Origin of the sequence: Georgenia sp. SYP-B2076, assembly GCF_003991205.1 — a bacterium.
Lineage (GTDB): Bacteria > Actinomycetota > Actinomycetes > Actinomycetales > Actinomycetaceae > Georgenia.
In genome coordinates this window covers 1-23937 of sequence record NZ_RXOZ01000006.1, presented here as the reverse complement: position 1 = coordinate 23937, position 23937 = coordinate 1, and the positions used below count along the sequence as shown (strand labels likewise).

Genomic DNA, 23937 nt, shown 5'->3' with positions numbered 1-23937 from the left:
CGCCAAGCTCGAAAGGTAGCTCCCGTGAACACCTCAGACCTGAAGAACCTGAACGTCGCCATCGTCGGCGCCGGGTACGGCGGCGCGGCCGCGGCCAAGGCCCTGAGCCTGCTCGGGGCGAACGTCACCGTGTACGAGCAGGCGACGCAGACCGGCGAGGTCGGCGCCGGCATCGGCCTGCGTCCCGCCACCATGGCCCGGTTCCGCCAGTGGGGCATCTTCGACGCGATCGCGGAGGTGACCTCGCCGAGCGACTACTTCGAGATCCTCACCGCGACCGGCGAGCCGATCATGAAGGACACCTGGCCGGAGTTCGGCGAGGAGACCAAGACCCACCTCATCCACCGCAGGGACTTCATCCACGCCCTCCTGGGCGTGCTCCCCGAGGGGATGGTGCACCTCGGTCACAGGCTGGAGTCCGTCGAGGACAAGGGCGACCGCTCCGTCCTGACGTTCGCGAACGGCGAGACCGTCGAGGCCGACCTCGTCGTCGGCGCCGACGGCATCAAGTCGGTGGTGCGTCAGCAGCTGTTCAGCGACAAGGGCCCGGTGTTCTCCGGTGAGCACGCCTACCGCGCGGTGATCTCCGCCGACGACGCCTACGGGATGGTCGTCGACGACAACCTGCGGATGTACATCGGCAAGGGCACGAAGGTCTACCTGCTGCCCCTGCGCCACCGCAACCAGGTCTCGTTCGACATCACGGCGCTGTGCCCGGACAGCACCTGGGCGCCCAACATCACGAAGGACGACCTCGTGAAGACTGTGGAGGGCTTCGACGAGCGGATCGTGAACATCGCTCGCAACCTCGACATGGACACCGTCAGCATCCGCGCCGTCTACGACATCGACCCGGTCGACACGTGGCACTCGGACTCCGTCGTCCTCCTGGGCGACGCCGCCCACTCGATGCTGCACCACCAGGGCCAGGGCGCGAACTCCGCCATCGAGGACGCCGGCGCCCTCGCCGACGCCCTCGCGCAGACCGGGTCCGTCAAGGAGGCGCTCGCCTCGTACCAGGCGACCCGCAAGCCGGTGACCGACGAGCTGCAGCGCATCTCCCGCCAGGGCTGGACCGAGGACGAGCTGGACGACGTCTTCCCCGGGCAGAAGCCCGCGGCGCAGGAGGCCTGACATCATGACGCTCCACCCCGAGATCGCCAAGATCGTCGCGACCCTGCCCGCGCCGCCCCCGGGCCCGATCGACCCGGCGGTGCTGCGCGCCGGCGAGGAGGCGATGGTCCCGCCGCCGGCGGAGCGGCTGCCGCTCCACGCGGTGGACGACGCCACCGCACACACCCCGGCCGGTGACGTGCCCGTGCGCATCTACACACCGGTCGAGGCCGACGCGTACGGACTGCTCGTGTACTTCCACGGCGGCGCGTTCTTCCTCGGTAGCCTGGACACGCACGACCACGTCGCGCGGTCCCTGGCAAAGGAGACCGGCCTCAAGGTCATCTCCGTCGGCTTCCGTCGGGCGCCGGAGGCCGCCTTCCCGGCCGGCCTCGACGACTGCTACGGCGTGGTCCGCTGGGCCTCGGAGAACGGCGACGCCCTGGGGTGGGACGGCCGGACCCTGGCGATCGCCGGCGACAGCTCCGGCGGCACGTTCGTCGCGGCGGTCGCCGGGATGGCCCACGACGAGGGGTTCGACCGCATCACCCACCAGGTGCTGTTCTACCCGTCGCTGGACCTCGACTTCGACGTCGACCGCTACGCCTCCCTGCGGGAGAACGCGGAGGGGTACGGCCTCGAGACGGCCGGGCTCGCGCCCTTCAACGCGTTCTACATCGACAGCGGGGCGGACCCGGCGGACCCGCGCGTCTCCCCGATCAAGCGCGAGGACCTCTCCGGGCTGCCGCCGGCCCTCGTCGTCACGGCGGAGCACGACCCGCTGCGTGATGAGGGCGAGCTGTACGCCTCGCGGCTGCGTGAGGCCGGGGTGGATGCGACGGTCAGCCGGTACGCGGGCGCCAACCACGGGTTCGTGCAGAACTTCTCGTGGATCCCCGACTACTACCGGGCCTTCGAGGAGACCGCCGTGTTCCTCGGCCTCCGCTGATCTGCCGGGCCCCACGTGAGAAGAGAGTCATGACGCCACACGTTCCTGTCCACCCCCTGGTGTCCCCGTGGGGCCGCTTCGGGCTGTACAGCTTCTTCATCGACGCGCCCGAGCCGGCCATCGTCGACACCGGGATCGCCTCGTCGCCCGCCGACGGCATGGCCCCGGCGCTCCAGGCGCTCGGCCGGCGCATCGAGGACGTCCGGTGGATCCTGCTGACCCACGGCCACATCGACCACCTCGGCGGGGCGCACGCCCTGTGGGAGCTCACGGGCCGGCGCGCCCAGGTCGTCATCCACGAGGCGGACGCGCCCCTGCTGCGCGCGCGGCGCGCGCACGTACAGGAGTACCTGGACGTGCGCCGGCAGTACCTGAACGACCCGGAGGGCGAGGCCAAGCAGACCGCGGCGGCCGCGCAGGTCATCTCCGGCGAGATGGAGCCGACCGTGCTCGTCCGCGGCGGCGAGACGCTGTCCCTGGGCGGTGACGTCACCGTCTCGGTGCACGCCATCCCTGGCCACACGGCCGGATCGGTCGCCTACGTCGTCGACGGCCAGGACGACGTGTTCGTCGGCGACGCGGTGCAGATCCACGGGGCCGCCAACGGGTTCCCCGGTTACGAGGACCCGGCCGGCTACCGGGCGAGCCTGCGGCACCTGCGGGACGAGGTCCGCCCGCAGCACCTGTACCTCGGGCACCCCTACCGGGGGGCGGACGGGGTGCCGCACGGCGTCGAGCTGGACAGCGAGCAGGCTCGGCGGGCCCTCCAGGAGAGCCTCGACCTCGAGGCCCGCATCGCGGACGTCGCCCACCGGTACCTGGAGGGCGGTGTGCGCGAGACGGACTCGGTGTACTCGCCGTTCGCCCGGGTCGCCGAGGAGTTTGGCTACGAGAAGGACCCCACGCTGGAACCGTCTCCGTTCTTCACGACGCTTCACGGCTATGCCGCACAGTTCAACGCTGAAAGGGAGCCCCGCTCTGATGGCTGATTCCGAGACTCTGATGGCTGACTTCACGACCTGGGATGCGGGCGCGCAGACCATCCACATCCGCAAGGACCTCCGGGTCCCGATGCGGGACGGGGTCGAGCTCGCGGCAGACGCCTACCACGGCCCCGAGAACAAGCCGCGGCCGGCGCTGGTGGCCCTGAGCCCGTACGGCAAGGAGCTCCAGGCCCTCGCCCTGACCATGCCTCCCCAGCGGCGCCCGAGCCCGATGTGGGACGGCTGCATCGAGGCCGGTGACATCGCGCGCGTGGTCCAGGAGGACTACGTGCACGTCATCGGTGACCTGCGTGGGTCCGGCGCGTCCGGCGGCGAGCACATCGGCAACTACAACGCCGGTGGCGTCTCGCTGGGCCAGGACGCCTACGACTTCATCGAGTGGGTCGCCGCCCAGCCGTGGTGCGACGGCAACGTGGGCATGATCGGCATCTCCTACTTCGGCTCCATGCAGGTGTTCGCCGCGGCCGAGCGGCCCCCGCACCTGAAGGCGATCTTCGTCAGCGGCGGCCACTACGACTTCTACGAGACCACCTATCACGGCGGGATCATGTGGCTCATGCCCCGCGCCGCCCGTGAGGGTCGCGGCGGTGACTCCGGCTGGGCGTTCACGGACCGCATCAAGTCCCGCATGCTGGAGACGTACTCCCCGGAGGAGGTGAAGGAGCGCGTCGCCGAGCGCCTGCGGGACCCGGACGTCGCGGCCTGGCCCAACCTCGTGCACACGCTCAACTACCCGACGAACCACGAGGCCTGGTTCGACATCGTGATGAACGAGCTCGACGGCGAGTGGTACGAGGAGCGCAACCCCGTCAACCTGGCCGAGAACATCGACATCCCGGTCTACCTGCAGATCGACCAGGGTCGCGGGTGGACCCTGGACGGCCACATCGAGCTCTTCAACGTCCTGAAGGGACCGAAGCGGCTGGACATCGGCTCCTACCCCCCGATGCAGTCGCGTCCCTGGGTCGAGGAGCACGACAAGATGTTCCGCTGGTACGAGTACTGGCTCAAGGGCATCGACAACGGCATCATGGACGAGCCGGCCGTGAGCGTCTTCGTGGAGGGCTCCCGCGAGGTGGTCACCGCCGAGCAGTGGCCGCCGAAGGACGTCGAGTACACGTCGCTGTACCTGCGCCCGCGCCGCAAGCTGTCCCCGGAGCCCGAGCTGATGGGTGCGGAGCAGGCCGCCCCGGACGGCTTCTACCAGGCCCCCCTCACGGTGACCGACAAGGTCGAGATCCTCAGCTGGAGCACCGAGCCGTTCGAGCAGCCCACCGAGATGATCGGCGCCGGCGCGGCGCACATCTTCGCGGAGATCGACGCCGAGGACACCAACTTCATCCTGCGCCTGTGGGACGTCGCCCCCGGCGGCAAGCGCCAGCTGATCACGAGCGGCTACCTCAAGGCCTCCCACCGCGAGCTGGACGAGCGCACGACCGAGGGCAACCCGTACCACCCGCACACCCGCGCCGTGCCCGTGGAGCCGGGCACGATCGAGGAGTACGTGCTGCGCCTCTACCCGTTCGCGGCGACGTTCAACCCGGGGCACCGCCTGACGGTGGAGCTGTCCAACGACGAGCCCCTGGTCGACGAGCACAACTCGCTGCTGCCGCCGGACGCCTTCCACCTGCCGGTGGGCCGGCCCGTCACGCACAAGATCTACCGCGACGCCGCCCACACGTCCCGGCTGGTGCTGCCGCTCACGACACGCCCGACGGCGGAGCGGCCGAGCTGACCCTGCCCGGCAGGGCGCACCGGCCGGGACGTCCAGGAAGGTCTGGACGTCCCGGCGGGTGCGCCGCGGCGCTCAGGCCGTCGCCGGCACGTCGACCGGGATCCCGCCCGCCTTGCTGCCCGAGCTGAGCACCGCCCGGTTGAACAGGCCCTGGTCGGCCACGATGGTCTGGCCGGTCACCAGCGTGTTGCGCCGCGACGCCAGGAAGGCGTACAGCCAGCCGTACTCCTCGGGGGTGGGCAGGTGCTGCAGCGGCATGAGCATCCGGAACTGGGTGAGGAAGTCCTCCTTGGGGATGTCGGACTGCTTCGACCCCTCGAGCCCGAGCGCCGCCGGCCCCTGAAGCTGGCTGTTGGCGATGCCCGACGGCGCGACGCCGTTGACCCGCACGCGGGGGGCGAACTCGAACGCCAACTGGTTGACGATGCTGCGCACCGCGCCCTTGCTCGCCGAGTAGAACAGCCCGCCGCCGTCCGCGGCGTAGGCGGCCGTCGAGGACGTCAGCACGATGGCGCCGTCGCTCTCCTCGAGAAGGTCCACGAAGATCTTCGCCGAGAGCACGTACCCCTTGACGTTGACGTGGAAGACCTCGTCGAAGAGTGAGTCGATGCGGTCCAGCGGGGTCTCGCGCAGCGGGAGGTTGCCGTCGAAGATGCCCTGGCAGCCGATCAGCGCGTTCAGCCTGCCGAAGCGCTCGACGACGGCGGCCCTGGTGGCCTCGAGGTCGGCGACGCGGCGCACGTCGCCCTGCAGGACGAGCACCTCGTCCCCGAACTCGGCCCGGAGCTGGTCCACCTTCTCCGGCGCGATCTCCAGGATCGCGACCTGCGCGCCCTCCGCGAGGCACTGGCGGGCGACGCCCAGGCCGAGGCCGGATCCGCCGCCGGTGACGAGGACGACGTGGTCATCGAGTAGCTGCACTGCATCTCCTTGTGGTGGTCTGTGCGAAAGGGCCGGACGCGAGGCGCCGGCGGTTGCCCGCCCGGAGGGCTAGGCGGTGACGCCCGCGCTGCGCCCGGCGAGCTGCAGCGCCTCGTCCCAGGTGGCGCCGCGCTGGAGGAGCTTGCGGTAGCCCCGCAGGGACCGCTCCCGCCCGCACGAGAGCACGCAGTGGAACTCGCCCGAGCTGCCGTACAGCACGAGGTACTCCTCCGTGCCGAGCGCGCCCTCGACGACGACGGCGTCGTCGCCGGGCCGGCGTCGCCCGTAGGAGTGGAACCGGCGGCCGTACTGGTCCGTCCAGTAGTACGGGAGGCCGCTGTGCGGGGCGGCGCCGCCGGAGAGGATGTTCGCCGCCACGAGCCGGCCCTGCTGGACCGCGTTGGTCCAGTGGTCCACGTGGGTGCGCCCGCCCAGCAGCGGGTGCTCGAAGTGGGCGATGTCCCCCGCGGCGTAGACGCCCGGCACGTTCGTCCGCCCGGCGGCGTCGCAGAGCACGCCGGCGTCCAGCTCGACGCCGGAGCCCACGAGCCACTCGTCGTTCGGCTGCACGCCGATGCCGGCGACGACGTGCGGGGCGTGGTGCTCGGTGCCGTCGGAGAGGTGCAGCGTGTAGGCGCCGGGGCCGCCGTCGACCGAGAGCACCTGCACCCCGGTCCGCATGCTGACGCCGTGGCTGACGTGCAGGTCCCGGATGTCTGCGGCCACCTCGGGCCCGACGACGTCGCCGAGGGGCAGGGGCGTCGCCCCGAACACGGTCACGTCCACGCCGCGCGCCCGGAGGCTCGCGGCGATCTCGAGGCCGATGAAGCTCGACCCCACCAGCGTCACGTCGCCGTACAGCGCCGCCGCCAGCCGCAGGGCGCGGAGGTCCTGCGGCGTCCGCAGCACCGGCAGCGCCGCGCCGCCCGCCGTGCGCAGCGGCTTGGGCCGGCTGCCGGTGGCGATGACGACCGCGTCCCAGGGCAGGGCTGCGCCGTCGGAGGTGACCACGAAGCGGCGGTCGATGTCCAGGCCCACCGCCGCGTGACCCAGCCGCAGGTCGAGGCGCTTGGCGGCGTAGTGCTCCGCCGGCCGCAGCGCGACGGGCTCGGGCTGCTCCGGCGCCGACAGCAGCTCCTTGGACAGCGGCGGGCGGTCGTAGGGGAGCTCCCGCTCATCCGACAGGATCGTCACCGAGCCGTCGAACCCTCCGTCGCGCAGCGCGTCCGCGGCGCTGAGCCCCGCGACGGAGGCGCCGGCGATGACGACGTTCCTGGCCGTCATTCGTGGTCCTCCTGCCGTGCCAGGGAGATGGCGGAGGCAGGGCAGTTGAAGACCGCCTCCTCCAGGTCCGTCAGGTCCTCGCCGTCGGCGACGTCCTTGAGGAGCACCGCGACCGGGCTTCCCTTCGGCAGGTCGAAGACGTCGGGCATGATGCCCACGCAGATGCCGTAGGCGCGGCACTTGGAAGTGTCCAGGCGGACGGCGACCTGCGCAGCGGCCACGGCCTTGGTCTCGCTCACAGGAACACCGCCAGGTTCGGGGTCGCCAGGGAGGTCTCGGTGGTCAGGGCGCGGCGCGACAGCAGCCGGGGCCCGGCGGCCGTCAGCCGGATGGTGTCCTCCCGCCGCACCGGGATGAGGTCGAAGTAGGGGTCGATGCCGCGCTGGCGGTAGAGCAGCAGGGCGCTGGAGACTGCGACGACGTCGGGGGAGTCGGTGCCCCGGATCTCGATGCTGCCCACCACCCGCAGGGTCCGCGAGGGCGGCACCTCCGAGTAGGCGAGGCCGGTGCCCAGCCGGTCGATCCGCGTGCGGATGTGCGCCTTGGTGTCCCGCACCCGGATGCCACGCTGGCTGAACTCGCGGCTGCGCGGCTCGGTGGCCTGCCGGACCGGGACCTCGTACACGAGGTCGTCGTCCAGGAGCCCGTACCACTCCTCCTCACGCCCGTCGTCGAGCAGCCGGGCCTCCGTGGCGAGGAACTGCGTGATGACGGCCCGGAGCTCGGCGTCGGTGGCGGCGCCCGTACGCGGGGTGGCGGGCGCAGCGGTCGTGGTGGCGGCCGCGGTGGGCGCGGCGGCCGCGGTGCCTGTGGTCTCGGTCGTGGTCATCGTCAGTTCCCCTCGGTGGGTGCGGCCTGCGCGGCGCCGGCGCCGCGCATCACCTTGAGCCAGTGCCGGTAGAAGGCGAGCTGGGAGTGCTCGCCGTAGCCGGTGTTGCGCCTCAGACCCGGGCCGGTCCAGGTGGGGTCGGGCGACTGGTCGACCTCGCTGTTGTGTCCCTGCTGGAAGTTGAACTGCATCCCGGCCTTGCGGGCCCACGGGCTGGCGGCGGCGCGGGGGATGCCTTCCCACGCCACGGTGTCGTCCTGCTCGAAGATGCCCGCGGAGCCGAAGACGAACTCGCCGGTGACGTAGTGCTCCTCGACCTCTTCGGGAGACATGAAGTCCCACACGAACTGCCAGCTCCACAGCTCGATCTCGCCGGGGCCCACGGGCTGCCACTGCCGGAAGCTGGTGACGACGGACATCGGGCCGCCCGGCACCGCCGGGGTGTTGAACCGGATGAAGCTGAGGTTGGGGAAGATGGTGCCGACCGTCGGCGGCTCGTGGTTGACCACGTGGAGCTGGGCCTCGTCGAGGCCGGACAGGTCGAAGTGGGACGTGATCTCCGGCGGGTAGCCCCACAGCACGTAGCCGGGGTGGATCGCCTTGGTCCAGGCGTGACCGGTGAAGTTGTGGCCGTTGCCGAAGTCGTACCTCCGCGCGATCTCGCAGGAGGCCTGCAGACCCTGGGAGACGTGGATCTCCTCGGTGCCCCAGTGCAGTACGTCGAGGTGGTAGACGTCGCCGGAGAAGTTCTCCGCCGCCGTCTTCCAGTCCGCCTTGACCCGGTAGCGGTCCGGCGGCCCGGCCACGCGCATGCCCTTCGGGTGCAGCCCGACGATGAGGTCGAGCATCCAGCCGGCGCCGCCGAGGTGCTCGTCGAGCGTGGGGACGTCGTCGGAGAGCGACGCGAAGATGAAGCCCTTGCGGGTGTCGACCCGGGGGGCGCGCAGCAGGCTCCAGTCGTCCGGGTCCAGGCGCACGCCGTAGGCGTCCTGCAGGTGCGGGGTGCCGACGAGCTGGCCCTCGCTGTTGTAGGTCCAGCCGTGGTAGGGGCACTTGAAGAACCGCGAGTTGCCGCTGTCCGTCTGGCACACCTGCGTGCCGCGGTGGCGGCAGTAGTTGGACAGCACGTTGATGCCGCCCTTGCCGTCGCGGGTGACGATGACCGGGTCGAGCCCGACGCGCCGCTGGACGAAGTCTCCGGGGTTGGGGATCTCGCTCTCGTGCGCGACGAACACCCAGCTGTTCGTGAAGATCCGGTCGATCTCGGCGCGGAAGACGGCCTCGTCGTTGAAGATCTCGACGGGCACGAGGTCGTCGGCCAGGCCGGCCTCGACCCGGTCGAGGATGGCGTCGAGGGGGTCGCCCGACGTGATGGGGCGGTGGGGTTCGGTCTGGGTCATGTCCCGCTGTCTCCTTTGACTGGGTGCACCGGCGGCGTCCGGGATCGGTACTCGGTTCGCGTCCGGGCGGTGTATCGGCGTGTGCCGGGCGCTGGGTGGTTCGACCCTACGAGCCGGGTCACATGGGAGGAACAAATGAATCGTGATGCCCGGCATTGACCGGGTCGATGCTGGTTGCGGCGCATCTGCCGCCACGGGTCAGAGGGACGCGGGGTCGGCGAGGCGGAACGGTGCGTTGAGCTGGGACTCGACGAACGCTGCCTGTCCGGGCAGGTGCTCGCGGAGGTTGGCGGCGAAGTCGTCGAGGCGGTCGGCGGTGATCGCCATCTCGGTGGCCAGGATGCCGTGCGAGACGTCCTGGACGAGCTTCGTGCGGGCGAACCGCACGTGGGACACCGCGGCCAGTGACTCCTCGACCGGACGGTCGCGCCGCAGCTCGTCGGCCAGGACCACGGCGTCCTCGAGGGCCATGGCGGCGCCCTGGGTGAGGTTCGGCGCCGAGGCGTGGGCGGCGTCGCCGAGGACGATGACCCGGCCCTTGTGCCACGGCGCGGGCAGGTGGACCTCGCTGATCGGGCTGTAGACGACGCCGTCGTCCGGCAGCGACTCCCGGAGCCGGCCGACGAGGCCGCCGTAGCCGGCGAGGCGCTGCCGGAGCAGGGCGGCGAGGTCGGCCGGCCCGTACCGGGCGTCCTCCGGCTCGGCGGTGACGTGCAGGAGGTACATGTGGTCCTCGGACAGCGGGATGACCCCGGTGTTGGAGCGGTCGCCGTGGAAGAGCATCGTGTGTGTGACCTCGGCGGGGCGAGGGAGCGTGACCCGCCAGACCGCGAAGCCGGTGTACTCCGGCTCGGCCGCCTCCCCGAAGAGCCGCCGGCGCATCGGGGAGCGGATCCCGTCGAAGCCGACCACGACGTCGTAGCGCCCGACCCGCCCGTCGGTGAAGGTGACGGTTGCGCCGTCGCCGTCGTCGACGAGGTCCGCCACGCCCACCCCGTACGCGACGCGCGCCCCGGCACGCCGGGCGGCGTCACCGAGGATGTGGTGAAGGTCGGCCCGCGCGATGGCGTTGTTCGGCGGCACGCGGTCGGTGCCGAGCGAGCACGGCGTGACGAGGATCTGCCGGCCCTGCCAGTCAAAGTGCTCGTTCCTGTCGAACTGGTACCCCACGGCCAGGCACTCCTCGAGCACCCCCAGCACGTCCAGCGCGCGCAGGGAGTTGCCCGGCTGGTTGATGCCCACACCGACCACGCCGTCGTCCGGTTTGATCTCCACGACGTCGACGTCGATACCCTGCTGCCTCAGGGCGACGGCGGCACCCAGGCCGCCGATCCCCGCACCGATGACCAGGGAAGTCTGACCAGGCGTCATTGCCACCCTCTCCTTCGAATGCTCGGAAGATAGGGGAGGTGGCGGTTTCGCGGAAACAGATGCTGACGATGCGACACATCGACCGGATCGATGCACCTTGAAAGAAGGAGTCACGTTGTCGGAGAAACTGGCGAATGTCGACCTCAACGTGCTGGTCGCGCTCGACGCGCTGCTCGCCGAGCGGAGCGTCACGCGTGCCGCCGAGCGGTTGATGATCGGCCAGTCGGCCATGAGCTCGACCCTGGCCCGGCTGCGGCGGCTCTTCGACGACCCGCTGCTGGTGCGCCAGGGCCGCGTCCTCGTGCCCACGCCGCTGGCCGAGTCCCTCGCCGCGCCGGTCCGTGAGGCGCTGTCGATCGTCGAGTCCGTGCTCGCGGTGCGCACGGACTTCGACCCGACGACAGACCAGCGCACCTTCACGATCAGCGCGAGCGACTACATCGCCCTCGTCCTGCTCCGGCCCCTCCTGGAGCGCCTGAACGAGGAGGCGCCCAACGTCCGGGTCAACATCCTCCCCATCAACCCCGTGGGGTTCACCGACGCGCTGCGGCGCAACGAGACCGACCTGCTGATCCTCCCGCGGGAGCTGCTGGGGGCCGACGTCGGCTACCCGCACAAGACGCTGTTCGCGGACCGGTACCTCGTGGCCGTCGACCGGGACCACCCCGAGGTGGGCGACGTGATCACCGTCGAGCAGTTCAGCGCGCTGCCGTACCTCGCCTACCGCGCGGGCGCCCTGATCGGCCTGCCGGAGACTCAGCTCGACCAGCAGCAGATCCCCCGCAACCTCCAGGTCACCGCGCAGTCCTTCGTCGTGGCGCCGTTCCTGCTCCGCGGCACCGGGCTGATCATGCTCATCCACGAGCGCCTGGGCCGGCTGCTCGCCGAGCAGGCACGCCTGAGACTCCTTGATCCGCCGATGCCGCTCGTGGCCCTGCAGGAGGTCATGGTGTGGACGTCCCGGCACACCGCCGACGTCGGCCACCAGTGGCTCCGCGGCCGCCTCCTCGAGCTGGCGGCGGAGGTCACCGCAGGCGGCTCGCATTGACCGCATCGATGCCCCGCATCGCGAATCTCGCCTTCCGGTGAGGGGCGCCCGCCCTTAGCGTCCCGGGCAGGAGGCCGCCTGTCGACGTCGACAGCGCCACCGCTACCGACCGCTGCAGAGAGGCGCCTTCGTGTTCGAGATCTTCCCCGACAAGTACGTCTGGAACCTGTCCGCCAACATCGCCCTGAGCAGCGGCGGGCAGATCGAGGAGATCCTCGAGGCGTGCCGCCCGCTGCTCGACGCGGCCGGGACGGGCGAGAAGCCGGGGACGGAGGACTTCTTCGGGTCCTGGTGCACGGTCGCCGACCGGCAGGTCGAGCTCGCCGACGAGAACGAGGCGGCCGGCCGGCCGCTCAGCGCCGCCACCCGGCTCCGCCGCGCGGCCATCTACTACCAGGTGGCGGAGCGCATGCAGGCCCGCGACTTCGCACCCCGGACGGAGGCGTACCGCAAGATGCTCGATGCCTTCGAGCGGTCGGTGCGCCTGGGGCGGGACAACTGTGAGCTCGTCGAGGTGCCCTACGAGAGCACCACGCTGCCCGCGCTGTTCGTCCGCGCGCGGGGCACGGACGGCCCGGCGCCGGTGATGGTGCACTTCAACGGCCTGGACAGCACCAAGGAGATGATCTACTGGTCCGGCATCGGCCAGGAGCTCGCCCGTCGCGGGGTGTCCACCCTCATGGTCGACCACCCCGGCACCGGCGGTGCGCTGCGCCTGCGCGGCCTGACCGCCTTCCCGGAGAGCGAGCGCTGGGGCGCGGCGTGCGTCGACTACCTCCAGGGCCGTGCCGACGTCGACCCGGACCGCATCGGCGTGATGGGCTGGTCCCTCGGCGGCTACTACGCGCCGCGCGCCGCGGCGTTCGAGAAGCGGTTCGCCGTCTGCGTCGCCTGGGGCGCCAACTACAACTGGGGTGAGCTCCAGCGCCGGCGCCTCGAGCGGGAGGGCGAGAACCCCGTCCCGCACTACTGGGAGCACGTCCAGTGGGTGTGGGGCAAAAACTCCCTCGAGGAGTTCATGAGCTTCGCGCCGAGTGTCACCCTCGTCGGGGTCGTCGGGAACATCACCGTGCCCTTCCTCGTCACGCACGGGGAGAACGACCGGCAGATCCCGCTCGACTACGCCCACGCCCAGTACGAGGGTGCCGTCAACAGCCCCAAACGGGAGCTGAAGATCTTCACCCGGCGCGAGGGCGGCGTCGAGCACGTCAGCGCCGACAACCAGCCCGTCGCCACCAGCTTCATCGCCGACTGGGTGTCCGAGACCCTCTGACGCCGGGCCGCTGCCGTACCCGCACCCGCACCCGCACGACCACCCGTGGCGACGACGCCCCGGGGGATCCTCCATGACTAGGAGCACCATGTCGACCTCTCCGCGCCTCACGATGACCAGCCGCGCCGCCGTCCTCGGCTTGGCCGCGCTCATGCTCGCCGCCTGCGGCACCTCCGGGGCGAGCAGCGACCCGACAACCCAGCCCGCGGCGTCCACCACGTCGGCGGCCACGAAGGACGGGGAGATGGTGCCGGTCACGGTCGGCACCCTCCCCATCGTCGCGACGTCCGCGCTCTGGTACGGCGTCGACCAGGGCATCTTCGAGAAGCACGGGCTCGACGTCACGGTCGACACGGGCGTCGGCAGCGAGACGATGGTCGCCGCCGCGCTCGCCCACGAGGTCGACTTCGTGACGCTCAACTCCGTCTCCATGATGGTCGCCCTCGACGCCGGTGTCCCCGTCCAGGTCGCCTCGGGCTTCAGCCAGGCGTGGGAGGGCGGCGGCGAGGACATCTCCGCGGTCCTCGCCAAGGCAGACTCGGGCATCACCGACGCTGCCGGCCTCGCCGGGCACACCGTCGCGGTCAACACGCTGAGCTCCGCCGGCACCCTCACCATCAGCGAGGCCGTCCGGGCGGCCGGCGGCGACCCGGCGGAGATCGACTTCGTCGAGATCCGCTACCCGGACATGATCCGCGCCCTCGAGGCCGGCGACGTCGACGCGATCTGGGAGGTCGAGCCGTTCATCACGATCGCCCAGGGCAACGGCGCACAGGTCGTCTCCTGGAACTTCGCCGAGTCCGCGCCGGGACTGTCCACCCAGGTCATGGTGACCGCGGCAGACCAGGATCCCGAGCTGCTCGAGCGCTTCACCACGGCCCTGACCGAGGTGCTGGAGGCGGCGGGCGAGGACGAGGCCGGACTGCGCGAGGTCCTCGTCGACAAGCTCGAGATGGACCCCGCGCTCGCGGAGCGGGTGCGGATGGACCGGTTCTCGACGGCCATCAACCTCGAGGCGCTCGGCACCCTCGCCGGGCTCGCGCACGACGACGCGCTCGTGTCCAAGCCGGTCGACATCGCGAAGTTCGACACCGGACGCTGACCCGCGGTCGTCCGGCGTCGTCCATCTCGTCAGCCAAACACATCGACCGCATCGATCTGCGGCATCCGGCATCGGCTCCTTCCGGGCCGGCACCGCCAGGCCCACAGTTGAGAAGAGCGCTCGCCGACGAGCGCACCCAGACAGCCCCGGAGGCATCCCCATGGAAAAGCTCCTGTCCCACCTGTCCCACCTCGAGATTGCGAGCCCGGACGTCGAGGCGTCGGCCGCGTTCTACGAGAAGCAGTTCGGCATGCGGGCCGTCGACCGCATCGACGGCAACGTGTACCTGCGCTGCTGGGGCGACCACTACCGCTACAGCCTGATCGTCACCGAGGGGCCGGAGCCCGCCCTGACCCGCATGGCGTGGCGCACCACGAGCGCCGAGGCGCTGGAGGCCGCCGCCGGCCGCGTCCGAGACGTGGGCGTCGAGGGCGCCTGGTCCGACGGCGGCCCGGGCTACGGCCGGGCGTTCGAGTTCGAGGGCCCGTATGGCCACCCGATCCGGCTGTTCTGGGAGGTCGACCGCTTCGAGGCCGACGCCGAGCACGCGTCGATCTTCCCCGACCGCCCGGAGAAGCGCTCCAGCCACGCGGGCGCCCCGCGGTTCCTGGACCACGTGACGATCGCCAGCACCGACGTCGACGGGTTCGCCGCCTGGCACCGGGACGTCCTCGGCTTCCGGCTCATGGCCCGCACCCAGCTCGACGACACCAACGTCAGCGTCTTCTCGGTCCTGACCACGAACGAGAAGTCCCACGACCTCGCCGTGGTGCTGGACCACTCCGCGCGCGCCGGCCGGGTCAACCACATCGCGTTCTGGGTGGATACTCACGAGGAGCTGCTCATCAGCGCCGACGTGCTCATGGAGAACGGCACCCCGATGGAGTTCGGGCCCGGGGTCCACGGCATCGGGGAGCAGCAGTACCTGTACTTCCGCGAGCCGAGCGGGCTGCGGGTGGAGCTGAACTCCGGCGGGTACCGGAACTACGTGCCCGACTGGGAGGCCAACACCTGGACCCCCGGCCTGGGCGGCAACAACTTCTACCGCAACGCCCCGACGCCGCAGTCCATCTTCGAGTCCTTCCCGCCGGCCGACGGCCTGACGGCCACCGAGGACGGCGTGCACCCGGACATGCGGGCTGCGCTGATCAACTCCTGAGGGACCGGCCCGGCCCCCGCCCGCCACCGGCGTGCGGGGGCCGGCTCGTGAGCGCCCTATCCTGCGGACAGCGCCCGCCGACAAGGGAAGACGGATGGACCTGCACCGCATCGACCTGAACCTCCTCGTGGCCCTCGACGCGCTGCTCGACGAACGCAGCGTCACCCGGGCGGCGGACCGCCTGTGCGTGGGCCAGTCCGCCATGAGCGCCACGCTGGGCAGGCTCCGGAAGGTCTTCGGCGACGAGATCCTGGTGCGCCGCGGCCGCACGCTGGCGCCGACGCCCCTCGCGGAGTCCCTCGTGGTCCCGCTGCGCGACATCATGGCGCGGACGGAGGCGCTGCTTGCCGCCCGGGACGAGTTCGACCCCGCCACCGCGCGACGCACGTTCACCCTCACCGCGAACGACTACGTCTCCACGCTCTTCCTGCGGCCCCTGCTCGTGCGGCTCGCGCAGGAGGCGCCGCACGTCTCCTTCGAGGTCAACGCCACCCGGGACGACTACGCCGAGCAGTTCCGCCGGCACCAGACAGACCTGCTGATCATGCCCAAGGAGGTCTTCCCGGAGCACGCCACCTACCCGCACGAGGTGCTCTTCGCGGACCGCTACGTCTGCGCCGTCGACGCCGATCACCCGGAGGTCGGGGAGGAGCTCCCGTCTGCGCAGTTCAGCGCCCTGCCCTACCTCGCGGTCAACATCGGCGCGCTGCCCTCCTCCGCCGAGCTGCGGCTCGAGGCGCGGGGCATCCTGCGCGACACCCACCTGACCATCCAGGCCCCGCTCGTGGCCCCGTTCCTCCTGCGCGGCACCCGGATGGTCATGCACATCCAGGAACGCCTCGGGCTGATGATCCGCGACCAGGCGGGGATCCGGCTCCTCGAGCCGCCCGTGGAGCTCGGGCCCATCACCATGGTGATGATCTGGGGCGCGCACGTCGACGACGATCCCGGGCATCGCTGGCTGCGGCGGCGGGCCGCCGCCGTTGCCCGCGAGCTGGCCCCCGCGTATCGACATCATTGATATCTAACATTGCCAAGTATTGTTTGAATAAATTGATTCCTCGCTCCTAGAGTCGGCTCATCGGGAAACGCACGGACGCATTTCCCCCGCGACGACGACGTCCCACCACCTGCGACGTCGTCCCCATGCTCGCCGCACCCGAGGAGTTTCATGACCGCCATCCTTGACGCACCCGCGACCGACAACGGGACGCGGGCGTCCGGCTGGGCCGTGGGCACCGACGTCGGAGGCACCTTCACCGACCTGTGGCTCCGCGGTCCGGACGGGCAGTCCTACGTCTGCAAGTCGCCCACCACGGCCGACGTCGTCACCGGCGTCGTCGACGCGGTGCACCTGGCCGCCCGCACCGCCGGCCTGGGCACCGAGGAGCTCTGCCGGCAGGTCACCCGCTTCGGCCACGGCACCACCGTGGGGCTCAACGCCCTCCTGACGGGGCGCACCGCCCGCGTCGGCCTCGTCACCACGCTGGGGTTCGGTGACGTGCTCGAGATCGGGCGGCTGCGCCGCGGCACCGCCGGCCTGCAGGGCCTCGACCTCGGCAACTACTTCCTGCGCGGCCGGACCGCGCCTCTGGTGCCCCGCGAGCTCGTCGTCGAGGTCACGGAGCGCGTCAACCCGGCCGGGGAGATCGTCACCCCGTTGGACCTAGGCTCGGCCCGCCAGGCCCTCGAGGCGCTGCGTGAGGCGGACGTCGAGGCCGTGGCCATCTGCCTGCTCTGGGCGACGGAGAACCCCGACCACGAGGCCGCCCTCGCCGAGCTGGCGGCGCAGATCCTCCCGGACGCGTTCGTCAGCGTCTCGCACGACATCGCGCCCACCGTGGGCGAGTACGCCCGCGCCTCGACCACGGTCGCCAACGCGGCCCTGGGCCCGATCGCCGGCGGCTACCTCGGCACCCTCGAGGCCGCGCTGCACGCCCTGGGCATGACCGCGCCGATCATGATGACCACCAGCGCCGGGGGCGTCGTCCCTGCCTCGTCCCTGACCGCGTCGCCCGTGCGCGGCCTGCTCAGCGGGCCCGCGTCCTGCGTGGTCGCCGGGCAGGCCCTGGGCGTGCGCCTCCGCCGACCCAAGATCCTCACGCTCGACGTGGGCGGGACCAGCTTCGACGTCGGCGTCGTGGTCGACGGCGCGCCGCTGCTGCGAGAGGAGGTGACCTTCGGCGGCGCGGACATGCGCGTGCCCAGCGTCGACATCGCCAGCATCGGCGCCGGTGGCGGCTCGATCGCGGCCGTGGCCAACGGCCTCCTCACCGTCGGGCCGCGCAGCGCCGGGGCCGACCCCGGCCCGGTCTGCTACGGCAAGGGCGGCACCGAGCCCACCACGACCGACGCCGACCTCGTCCTCGGCGTGCTCGACCCCGACCGCTTCGGCAGCGGCGGCATCCGCCTCGACGTCGAGGCGGCCCGCGCCACGCTCGCCAAGAAGATCGGCGATCCCCTGGGCCTGACCGCCATCGAGGCCGCGCGCGCCGTGCGGGAGGTCTTCGACGCCGCCATGGCCGACCTGCTGCGTGCCGTGACGATCGAGCGGGGCCACGACCCGCGCGAGTTCACCCTCGTCGCGGGCGGCGGCAGCGGCCCGTCGCACGCGTGGAAGCTGTGCCGGGAGCTCGGCCTTGACGGCTTCGTCGTGCCCGCCACCGCCACGGCGCAGTCCGCCTTCGGCGCCGGGACGTCGGACCTGCGGACCACCGCCTCACGGACGGGCTACCTCCGGCTCTCGCCGGGCACCGAGCCGGAGGCGGCGCACGTCGCCGTGCTCGCGGCGGCCCTCGAGGACGCCCAGCAGCGTGCCCTGGGCGCCCTCCCCGACGCGGCGCACGCCGACGTCACCCAGACCGCGGCCGTCCGCTACCGAGGCCAGACGCACCACCTCGACATCGCGGTCGAGGCCGCGCCCGACGTCGCTGCGCTGGCCTCGCTCCTGGGCCGCTTCGAGGGCGAGTACGAGAAGCTCTTCGGCGAGGGCGCCGGGTTCCGCGAGGCCGGCTTCGAGGTGCTGTCGGTGCGGGCCGTGGCGGCCGTGCGCTCGACGACGTCGACGTCGTCCTCCTCGGGCCAGCCGCTCGAGGTCCGCGACGTCCGCCCGGTCGTGTTCGACGATCCCCACGCGCCGGAGGAGACAGTGGTCTACGGCTGCGACTGGCCCGCCGCGGGCCAGGAGATCGCCGGCCCCGCCCTCATCCAGCTCCCCGGGTGCGTCGTCGTCGTCCCGCCCGGCGGCACCGCCACCACTGACGACGCCGGCACCATCCACGTGAAGGTAGGACAGGCATGAGCACCCTCGACCTCTCGGCCCAGGCCACGACGACCGACCCGGTCATCGCCCAGGTGGTCCGCAGCCGGCTGGTGGCCATCACCGACCAGATGCGCCTGGCGCTGCAGTCCGTCAGCGGCAGCCCCACGGTGACCGAGGCCAGCGACTTCTTCACCGGCCTGTACCTGCCCGACGGGTCCTTCGCGACCATGGGCCACCAGGTCACCTTCGAGGCCCCGCCGGTCGGGGCGCTGATCCGGCACCTGCTCGGCAGCGGCCGCGCCCTGCGCGACGGCGACCGCATCGTCGGCAACGACCCGTTCGTCGGGGCGCTGCACCAGAACGACCTGCAGATGTGCGCCCCGTTGTTCGTCGACGGCAAGCTCGTCGCCTGGGCCGGCGTCATGGCCCACGAGACGGACATCGGCGGCATGGACTTCGCCTCCTGGTCGCCCAAGGCCACGGAGATCTGGCAGGAGGGCCTGCGCATCCCCGCCGTCACCCTGGTCTCCGGCGGGGAGCTGCGCGAGGACGTCCTTGAGATGATCCTGTCCGCCTCACGGCTGCCCGCCCAGCTCGGCCTGGACATCCGCGCGTTCATCGCCACCCTCAACGTCGCGGCCGAGCGGCTCGTCGAGCTGTGCCGCCGGTACGGCACCGACGTCGTGCAGACGGCCATGGCGGCCATGGTCGACGACGCCGAGACCAGGTTGCGCCGTCGCCTGCTCGAGATCCCCGACGGCGTGGTGCGCACCCGCGACTTCCTCGAGCACGACGGCCACACGGACAAGCTCTACGCCGTCGACCTCGTGCTGACGAAGCATGGTGACCGGCTCACCATGGACTTCTCCGGCTCCTCCGGGCAGGCCCCCGGCTTCGTCAACTGCTCCCGGGCGGGCCTCACCGGCGGGGTCGCCGGGGCGCTCATCCCCACGCTCGGCTTCGAGATCCCGTGGAACGACGGGCTGCTGCGGCCGGTGGAGATCGTCGCCCCCGACGGGCTGATCTGCACGGCGGTGCCGCCCGCCCCGGTGGGCAGCGCCACCGTGGAGACGGTCTGGGTGGTCAGCAACGTCGTCTCCGGCGCGCTCAACCGGCTCCTCGCCGCGACCCCGGCCTACGCCCACCGCGCCCAGGCGGTCAGCAGCGGCACGATGGCGACCTTCAACCTCAGCGGCCGCAACCAGTTCGGCGAGGTCTTCGGGCTGCACCTCATGGACCCCCTCGCGGGCGGCTTCGGTGCGTTCGCGAGCCACGACGGCCAGGACGCCGCGGGCCCCATCAACGCGCCCTGCCCCTCCATCGCGGACGTCGAGGTCAACGAGCTCGGCACGCCGCTGGTTTATCTCTACCGCCGGCTCGCGCAGGACACCGGCGGCGCCGGCCGGCAGCGCGGCGGCCTGGGGGCCGAGGTGGCGCTGACCATCTCCGTGCCGCAGGCCGAGGCGCTCGTCATGACCCACGGCGCCGAGGTGCCCAACTCCGCCGGGCTCTCCGGCGGGCTGCCCGGCGGGCTCATCAGGCAGTCCCTCGCGACGGGGATCATGCGGGACTCCTCCGAGTCCGCCCACGTGGCCGACCTGCTCCGCGGGCGCACCGAGGCCGATCCCCGCTTCGCGAACCTCGGCCCGAAGCCGGGGGCCTTCCCGATCACCGGTCAGGACGTCTTCGCCGTGACCTGGCAGGGCGGCGGCGGCATCGGCGACCCGCTCGACCGCGACCCCGACGCCGTGCTGGCGGACGCGCGCCGGGGCGTCGTCAGCGCGGCGGCCGCACGGGACAGCTACGGCGTCGTGCTCACGCTCGCCGAGGGCGGGCGCGCGACCGGCTGGGACCGGGCGGCCACCGCGCGGCTGCGGCGACAGGCGCGGGCGGACCGGCTGGGGATCGGCGCCGACCAGGTGCCGGAGACGGGACGTGACCTCGACCCGGCCCTGCCGCCGGCGGGCCTGCGGGCGGGGGAGCGGTGGCTGCCGTTCTCCGACCGGCTCCGCGCCATCCGGGGGACCGACGGCACCTGGCGGGTGGAGACCGTCGACGGCGCGGTCCTGGCGACCGGGTCGACCCGGTGGCGGCGCGGCGCCCGGCGCCTCGCCCTCGACCTGCCCGAGCGGGCGGGCGCGACCCTCCACGAGGACCTCACGGTGACGGGCTGGCTGTGTCCGGTGACCGGTCACCTCCTCGCGGTGGACGTCCACCTGGCGGGGACGGAGCCGCTGGACGACCTGGACCTGTCCCTCGACGGCCGGGCTGCCGAGCTCGCGCTGCACGCCTGACCAACGAAGAGAGGCACACCCATGGCACGCACCACGACCGCGGACGTCAAGCCCCGCAAGGTCATCGTCACCATCGCCCCGACCGGGGGCATGGCCGCGAAGGCCCAGAACCCGCACCTGCCCACGCAGCCCGAAGAGATCGCCGACGACATCGCCGCGTGCGTGGCGGCCGGCGCCTCGGTGGCGGCCATCCACGCGCGCCGCCCCGAGGACGACCTGGCCACCTGCAGCGCCGACGTCTACGGCGCGATCAACGAGGCCGTGCGCGCGCGCACCGACGTCGTCATCAACATCTCCACCGGCGGCGGCATCTCCGGCGACATGATCAAGGAGAACGAGCGCGGCGAGCTCCGCATCGACTTCACCGAGCGGCTGCGCGGGCTCGAGGCCCCGCACGTGGAGATGGCGACCTTCGACGCCGAGTCCTTCGTCATCACCGCCGGCGGGCGCGAGATCGTCAACCTCACCACCCCGGCCCAGTGCGACGAGCTCGCGGCCAGGATGACGGAGCTCGGCATCAAGCCGGAGTGGGAGGTCATGAGCACCGCCCACATCCGGCAGGAACCCACCCGCCTCATCAACGCGGGCTTCGACGCCCAGCCGTACTGGGTCAACGTCGTCCTCGGCCTCGACCGGAACTTCCAGGGCGCGCTGCCCTACACCCCGCGCATCCTGCACCAGATGGTCGACGAGCTCCCCGAGGGCGCCGAGCTGTGCGTCTCCGCCGTCGCGGCGAACCAGCTGCCCGCCATCACCCACGCCGTCCTGCTCGGCGGACACGTGCGGGTCGGGCTCGAGGACAACCTCTACTACCGGCGCGGCGAGCTGGCCACCAACGTCCAGCTCGTCGAGCGGGCGGTGCGCCTCATCCACGAGCTCGGTCATGAGGTGGCCACGCCCGAGGAGGCCCGGCAGATCCTCGGACTCACGAGCCTCGTCCCCGCGGCCGAGGCCTCCGCCCGATGACCGTTCGTCCTCCCTCCCGGCCGGGTCCAGCCCGGCGCCCGCTCCGCAGCGTTGCGGACGAAAGGACCCCCATGCGTAAGACCCTCGCGGCCCTGGCCGGCGCCGCCGCCCTCCTGCTCGCGGCCTGCTCCTCCGGCACCGAGGCCCCGGCCGTAACGTCCCCGGCCGAGACGACGACCGGCGCCTCGGGGGAGCTTCAAACCGTCACCGTCGGCGTCATCCCGATCGTCGACACCGCCCCGATCCGGCTGGGTGTCGAGGAGGGCATCTTCGCCGAGCACGGGCTCACGCTCGAGCTGACCGACTCCGGTCAGGGCGGCGCCGCCACGATCCCCGGCGTGGTCAGCGGCCAGTTCCAGATTGGCTTCTCCAACACGCCCGCACTCATCAGCGCCCACTCCCGGGGTCTCGAGCTCCCGATCGTCGCCCCCGGCGCGGCCTCCACCGGCGTGGCCGGCGAGGACACGGCCGCCATCGTCGTGCCCGCCGACAGCGACCTCGCCGGGCCGGCCGACCTGGCCGGCCGCACGGTGGCCGTCAACACGATGAAGAGCGTGGGCGACAGCACGGTGCGCGAGACCGTGGCCAAGGCCGGCGGGGATCCCGACGCGATCAAGTTCGTGGAGATCGCCTTCCCGGACATGCTCGCCGCGCTCGCGGAGGGGCAGGTCGACGCGGCCTGGGTCGTCGAGCCGTTCTCCACCATCGCGCAGGGGCAGGGCAACAAGGTCCTGGCGTCCAACTACGTCGAGACGAGCCCCACGCTCCTCATCGCCGCCTACTTCACCTCGGCCGCCCTGATGAAGTCCGATCCCGACCTCGTCGAGCGGTTCTCCACCGCGATGGGCGAGGCGCAGGCCTTCGCGCAGGACAACCCGGAGAAGGTCCGGGCGATCCTCGGCAGCTACATGAAGGTGGACCCGACGGTCGCCGAGAAGCTCGTCCTGCCGCGCTTCCCGGACACCGTCGACCGCAAGGACGTCGAGTTCCTCGTCGACCTCGCCCAGCGCCAGGGCATCACCGAGAACAAGGCCGACGTCGGATCCCTGCTGCCCTGACCGATTCGACGGCTCCCCACTCACCTCTCACGAACTGCGCGGCACGACCCGCGTCACCTACTGGCCACACGCAGGAGCGACGAATGAATGCCATGACAGATGCAGATCACAGGGCGACGGGGTCCACGGACGGGTCGAGTGCGGGCCCCGGGCTCGACAAGGTGGTGGGTTCGGCCGCGGAGGCGGTGGCGGATGTGTTCGACGGGGCGTCGGTGGCGGTGGGCGGGTTTGGCCTGTCGGGCAACCCGGTGGCGCTGATCGAGGCGCTGCTCGCGCAGGGGACGGGTGGGTTGCGGGTGGTGTCGAACAACTGCGGGGTGGATGACTGGGGGCTGGGCCGGCTGCTGGGGGCGGGGCGGTTGGCGAAGATGACGGCGTCGTATGTGGGGGAGAACAAGGAGTTCGAGCGGCAGTTCCTGGCCGGGGAGCTCGAGGTGGAGCTGACCCCGCAGGGCACGCTGGCGGAGAAGCTGCGGGCGGGCGGGTCGGGGATCGCGGCGTTCTTCACCCCCACCGGGGTGGGCACGCAGGTGGCCGAGGGTGGGCTGCCCCGCCGGTACGACGGCGCGGGTGGGGTGGCGGTGGCGTCGGCGCCGAAGGAGGTGCGCTCGTTCGACCTGGGCGGGCGGGTGCGGGAGTTCGTCCTGGAAGAGGCGATCACGTGCGACTTCGCCCTGGTCCACGCGGTCCGGGGGGACCGGCACGGGAACCTGGTGTTCAACAAGGCGGCGCGGAACTTCTCCCCGCTGGCCGCGATGGCGGCCCGGGTGTGCGTCGCGCAGGTCGAGGAGCTCGTCGAGCCCGGCGCGCTGGACCCGGACGAGGTCCACCTGCCCGGGGTGTACGTCCACCGGGTCGTGGTCGTGGGCCCGGACGTGGAGAAGCGGATCGAGAAGCGCACCGTCCGCCCGGCCGACACGGCCGGCGGCGGCGCCGCGACGACGACGAGGGGGGCGTGAGATGGCACTGTCCCGGCAGGAGATGGCCGCCCGGGCGGCCCTGGAGCTGGCCGACGGGAGCTATGTGAACCTGGGGATCGGGTTGCCGACCCTGGTGCCCAACCATGTCCCGGCGGGCCGGGCGGTGGTGCTCCAGTCCGAGAACGGGATCCTGGGCGTGGGGCCCTACCCGGCCGACGCGGACGTGGACCCGGACCTGATCAACGCGGG

21 protein-coding genes are annotated in these 23937 nt (G+C 71.9%); 15 read left to right on the top strand and 6 right to left on the bottom strand.

The window, feature by feature from the left end; translation table 11 throughout:
- Window positions 1-24: 24 nt before the first annotated feature.
- From EJK16_RS03270 to EJK16_RS03255, 4 genes are read left to right on the top strand one after another with little or no spacing between them, the layout of a single operon-like run.
- Window positions 25-1134 (top strand): FAD-dependent monooxygenase, encoded by a 1110-nt coding sequence (locus EJK16_RS03270; RefSeq protein ID WP_127126315.1) that lies wholly within the window; start codon window positions 25-27, stop codon window positions 1132-1134.
- 4 nt (window positions 1135-1138) lie between these two features.
- Entirely contained in the window at window positions 1139-2062 is a 924-nt protein-coding gene (locus EJK16_RS03265) for an alpha/beta hydrolase (protein WP_127126313.1), read from the top strand.
- A gap of 29 nt (window positions 2063-2091) precedes the next feature.
- A complete protein-coding gene (locus EJK16_RS03260) occupies window positions 2092-3051 on the top strand; it encodes an MBL fold metallo-hydrolase (RefSeq protein ID WP_127126311.1) in 960 nt (319 codons plus the stop codon).
- 13 nt (window positions 3052-3064) lie between these two features.
- The gene (locus tag EJK16_RS03255) at window positions 3065-4801 is read left to right on the top strand and encodes a CocE/NonD family hydrolase (protein WP_127126309.1); all 1737 of its coding nucleotides are present in this window, start codon (window positions 3065-3067) and stop codon (window positions 4799-4801) included.
- A gap of 72 nt (window positions 4802-4873) precedes the next feature.
- Here the strand turns inward: EJK16_RS03255 and EJK16_RS03250 are convergent, their stop codons facing one another.
- The 6 genes from EJK16_RS03250 to EJK16_RS03225 all read right to left on the bottom strand — a co-directional run bounded on the left by EJK16_RS03250 (window position 4874) and on the right by EJK16_RS03225 (window position 10606).
- The gene (locus tag EJK16_RS03250) at window positions 4874-5722 is read right to left on the bottom strand and encodes an SDR family oxidoreductase (protein ID WP_127126307.1); all 849 of its coding nucleotides are present in this window, start codon (window positions 5720-5722) and stop codon (window positions 4874-4876) included.
- A gap of 69 nt (window positions 5723-5791) precedes the next feature.
- Window positions 5792-7006 (bottom strand): NAD(P)/FAD-dependent oxidoreductase, encoded by a 1215-nt coding sequence (locus EJK16_RS03245; protein ID WP_127126305.1) that lies wholly within the window; start codon window positions 7004-7006, stop codon window positions 5792-5794.
- Entirely contained in the window at window positions 7003-7245 is a 243-nt protein-coding gene (locus EJK16_RS03240; RefSeq protein ID WP_205739578.1) for a ferredoxin, read from the bottom strand. The genes EJK16_RS03245 and EJK16_RS03240 overlap by 4 nt, the downstream gene beginning before the upstream one ends.
- Complete coding sequence (locus EJK16_RS03235; protein WP_127126303.1) at window positions 7242-7835, bottom strand: aromatic-ring-hydroxylating dioxygenase subunit beta; 594 nt, start codon at window positions 7833-7835, stop codon at window positions 7242-7244. The genes EJK16_RS03240 and EJK16_RS03235 overlap by 4 nt, the downstream gene beginning before the upstream one ends.
- Before the next feature lie 2 nt (window positions 7836-7837).
- Window positions 7838-9235, bottom strand: a complete 1398-nt coding sequence (locus tag EJK16_RS03230; protein WP_127126301.1) for a Rieske 2Fe-2S domain-containing protein — start codon at window positions 9233-9235, stop codon at window positions 7838-7840.
- 198 nt (window positions 9236-9433) lie between these two features.
- On the bottom strand, window positions 9434-10606 hold the full coding sequence (locus EJK16_RS03225; RefSeq protein WP_164737184.1) for an FAD-dependent monooxygenase: 1173 nt from the start codon (window positions 10604-10606) through the stop codon (window positions 9434-9436).
- Window positions 10607-10721: 115 nt separating this feature from the next.
- On the opposite strand from EJK16_RS03225, the gene EJK16_RS03220 reads away from it, so the two are divergent.
- The 11 genes from EJK16_RS03220 to EJK16_RS03170 all read left to right on the top strand — a co-directional run.
- On the top strand, window positions 10722-11654 hold the full coding sequence (locus EJK16_RS03220; protein WP_205739577.1) for a LysR family transcriptional regulator: 933 nt from the start codon (window positions 10722-10724) through the stop codon (window positions 11652-11654).
- Between the two features lie 130 nt (window positions 11655-11784).
- Entirely contained in the window at window positions 11785-12927 is a 1143-nt protein-coding gene (locus tag EJK16_RS03215; protein WP_127126297.1) for a S9 family peptidase, read from the top strand.
- 88 nt (window positions 12928-13015) lie between these two features.
- Window positions 13016-14029 carry an ABC transporter substrate-binding protein gene (locus EJK16_RS03210; protein ID WP_164737183.1) on the top strand — a complete coding sequence of 338 codons (1014 nt, stop codon included), beginning with the start codon at window positions 13016-13018 and terminating at the stop codon, window positions 14027-14029.
- Between the two features lie 160 nt (window positions 14030-14189).
- Entirely contained in the window at window positions 14190-15188 is a 999-nt protein-coding gene (locus EJK16_RS03205; RefSeq protein WP_127126293.1) for a VOC family protein, read from the top strand.
- Window positions 15189-15282: 94 nt separating this feature from the next.
- Window positions 15283-16209: a LysR family transcriptional regulator gene (locus tag EJK16_RS03200; protein ID WP_127126291.1), complete on the top strand. Its 927-nt coding sequence runs from the start codon at window positions 15283-15285 to the stop codon at window positions 16207-16209.
- Between the two features lie 150 nt (window positions 16210-16359).
- Entirely contained in the window at window positions 16360-18489 is a 2130-nt protein-coding gene (locus tag EJK16_RS03195) for a hydantoinase/oxoprolinase family protein (protein ID WP_127126289.1), read from the top strand.
- On the top strand, window positions 18486-20744 hold the full coding sequence (locus tag EJK16_RS03190) for a hydantoinase B/oxoprolinase family protein (RefSeq protein WP_127126287.1): 2259 nt from the start codon (window positions 18486-18488) through the stop codon (window positions 20742-20744). The genes EJK16_RS03195 and EJK16_RS03190 overlap by 4 nt, the downstream gene beginning before the upstream one ends.
- Window positions 20745-20765: 21 nt before the next feature.
- Window positions 20766-21710, top strand: coding sequence for a 3-keto-5-aminohexanoate cleavage protein (locus EJK16_RS03185; protein ID WP_127126285.1), 945 nt, complete (start codon window positions 20766-20768; stop codon window positions 21708-21710).
- A gap of 71 nt (window positions 21711-21781) precedes the next feature.
- Entirely contained in the window at window positions 21782-22768 is a 987-nt protein-coding gene (locus tag EJK16_RS03180; protein WP_127126283.1) for an ABC transporter substrate-binding protein, read from the top strand.
- Window positions 22769-22860: 92 nt separating this feature from the next.
- Complete coding sequence (locus EJK16_RS03175) at window positions 22861-23727, top strand: CoA transferase subunit A (RefSeq protein WP_127126281.1); 867 nt, start codon at window positions 22861-22863, stop codon at window positions 23725-23727.
- A gap of 1 nt (window position 23728) precedes the next feature.
- Window positions 23729-23937: CoA-transferase (locus tag EJK16_RS03170; protein ID WP_304999936.1), on the top strand; the 209-nt coding region annotated here is incomplete at its 3' end.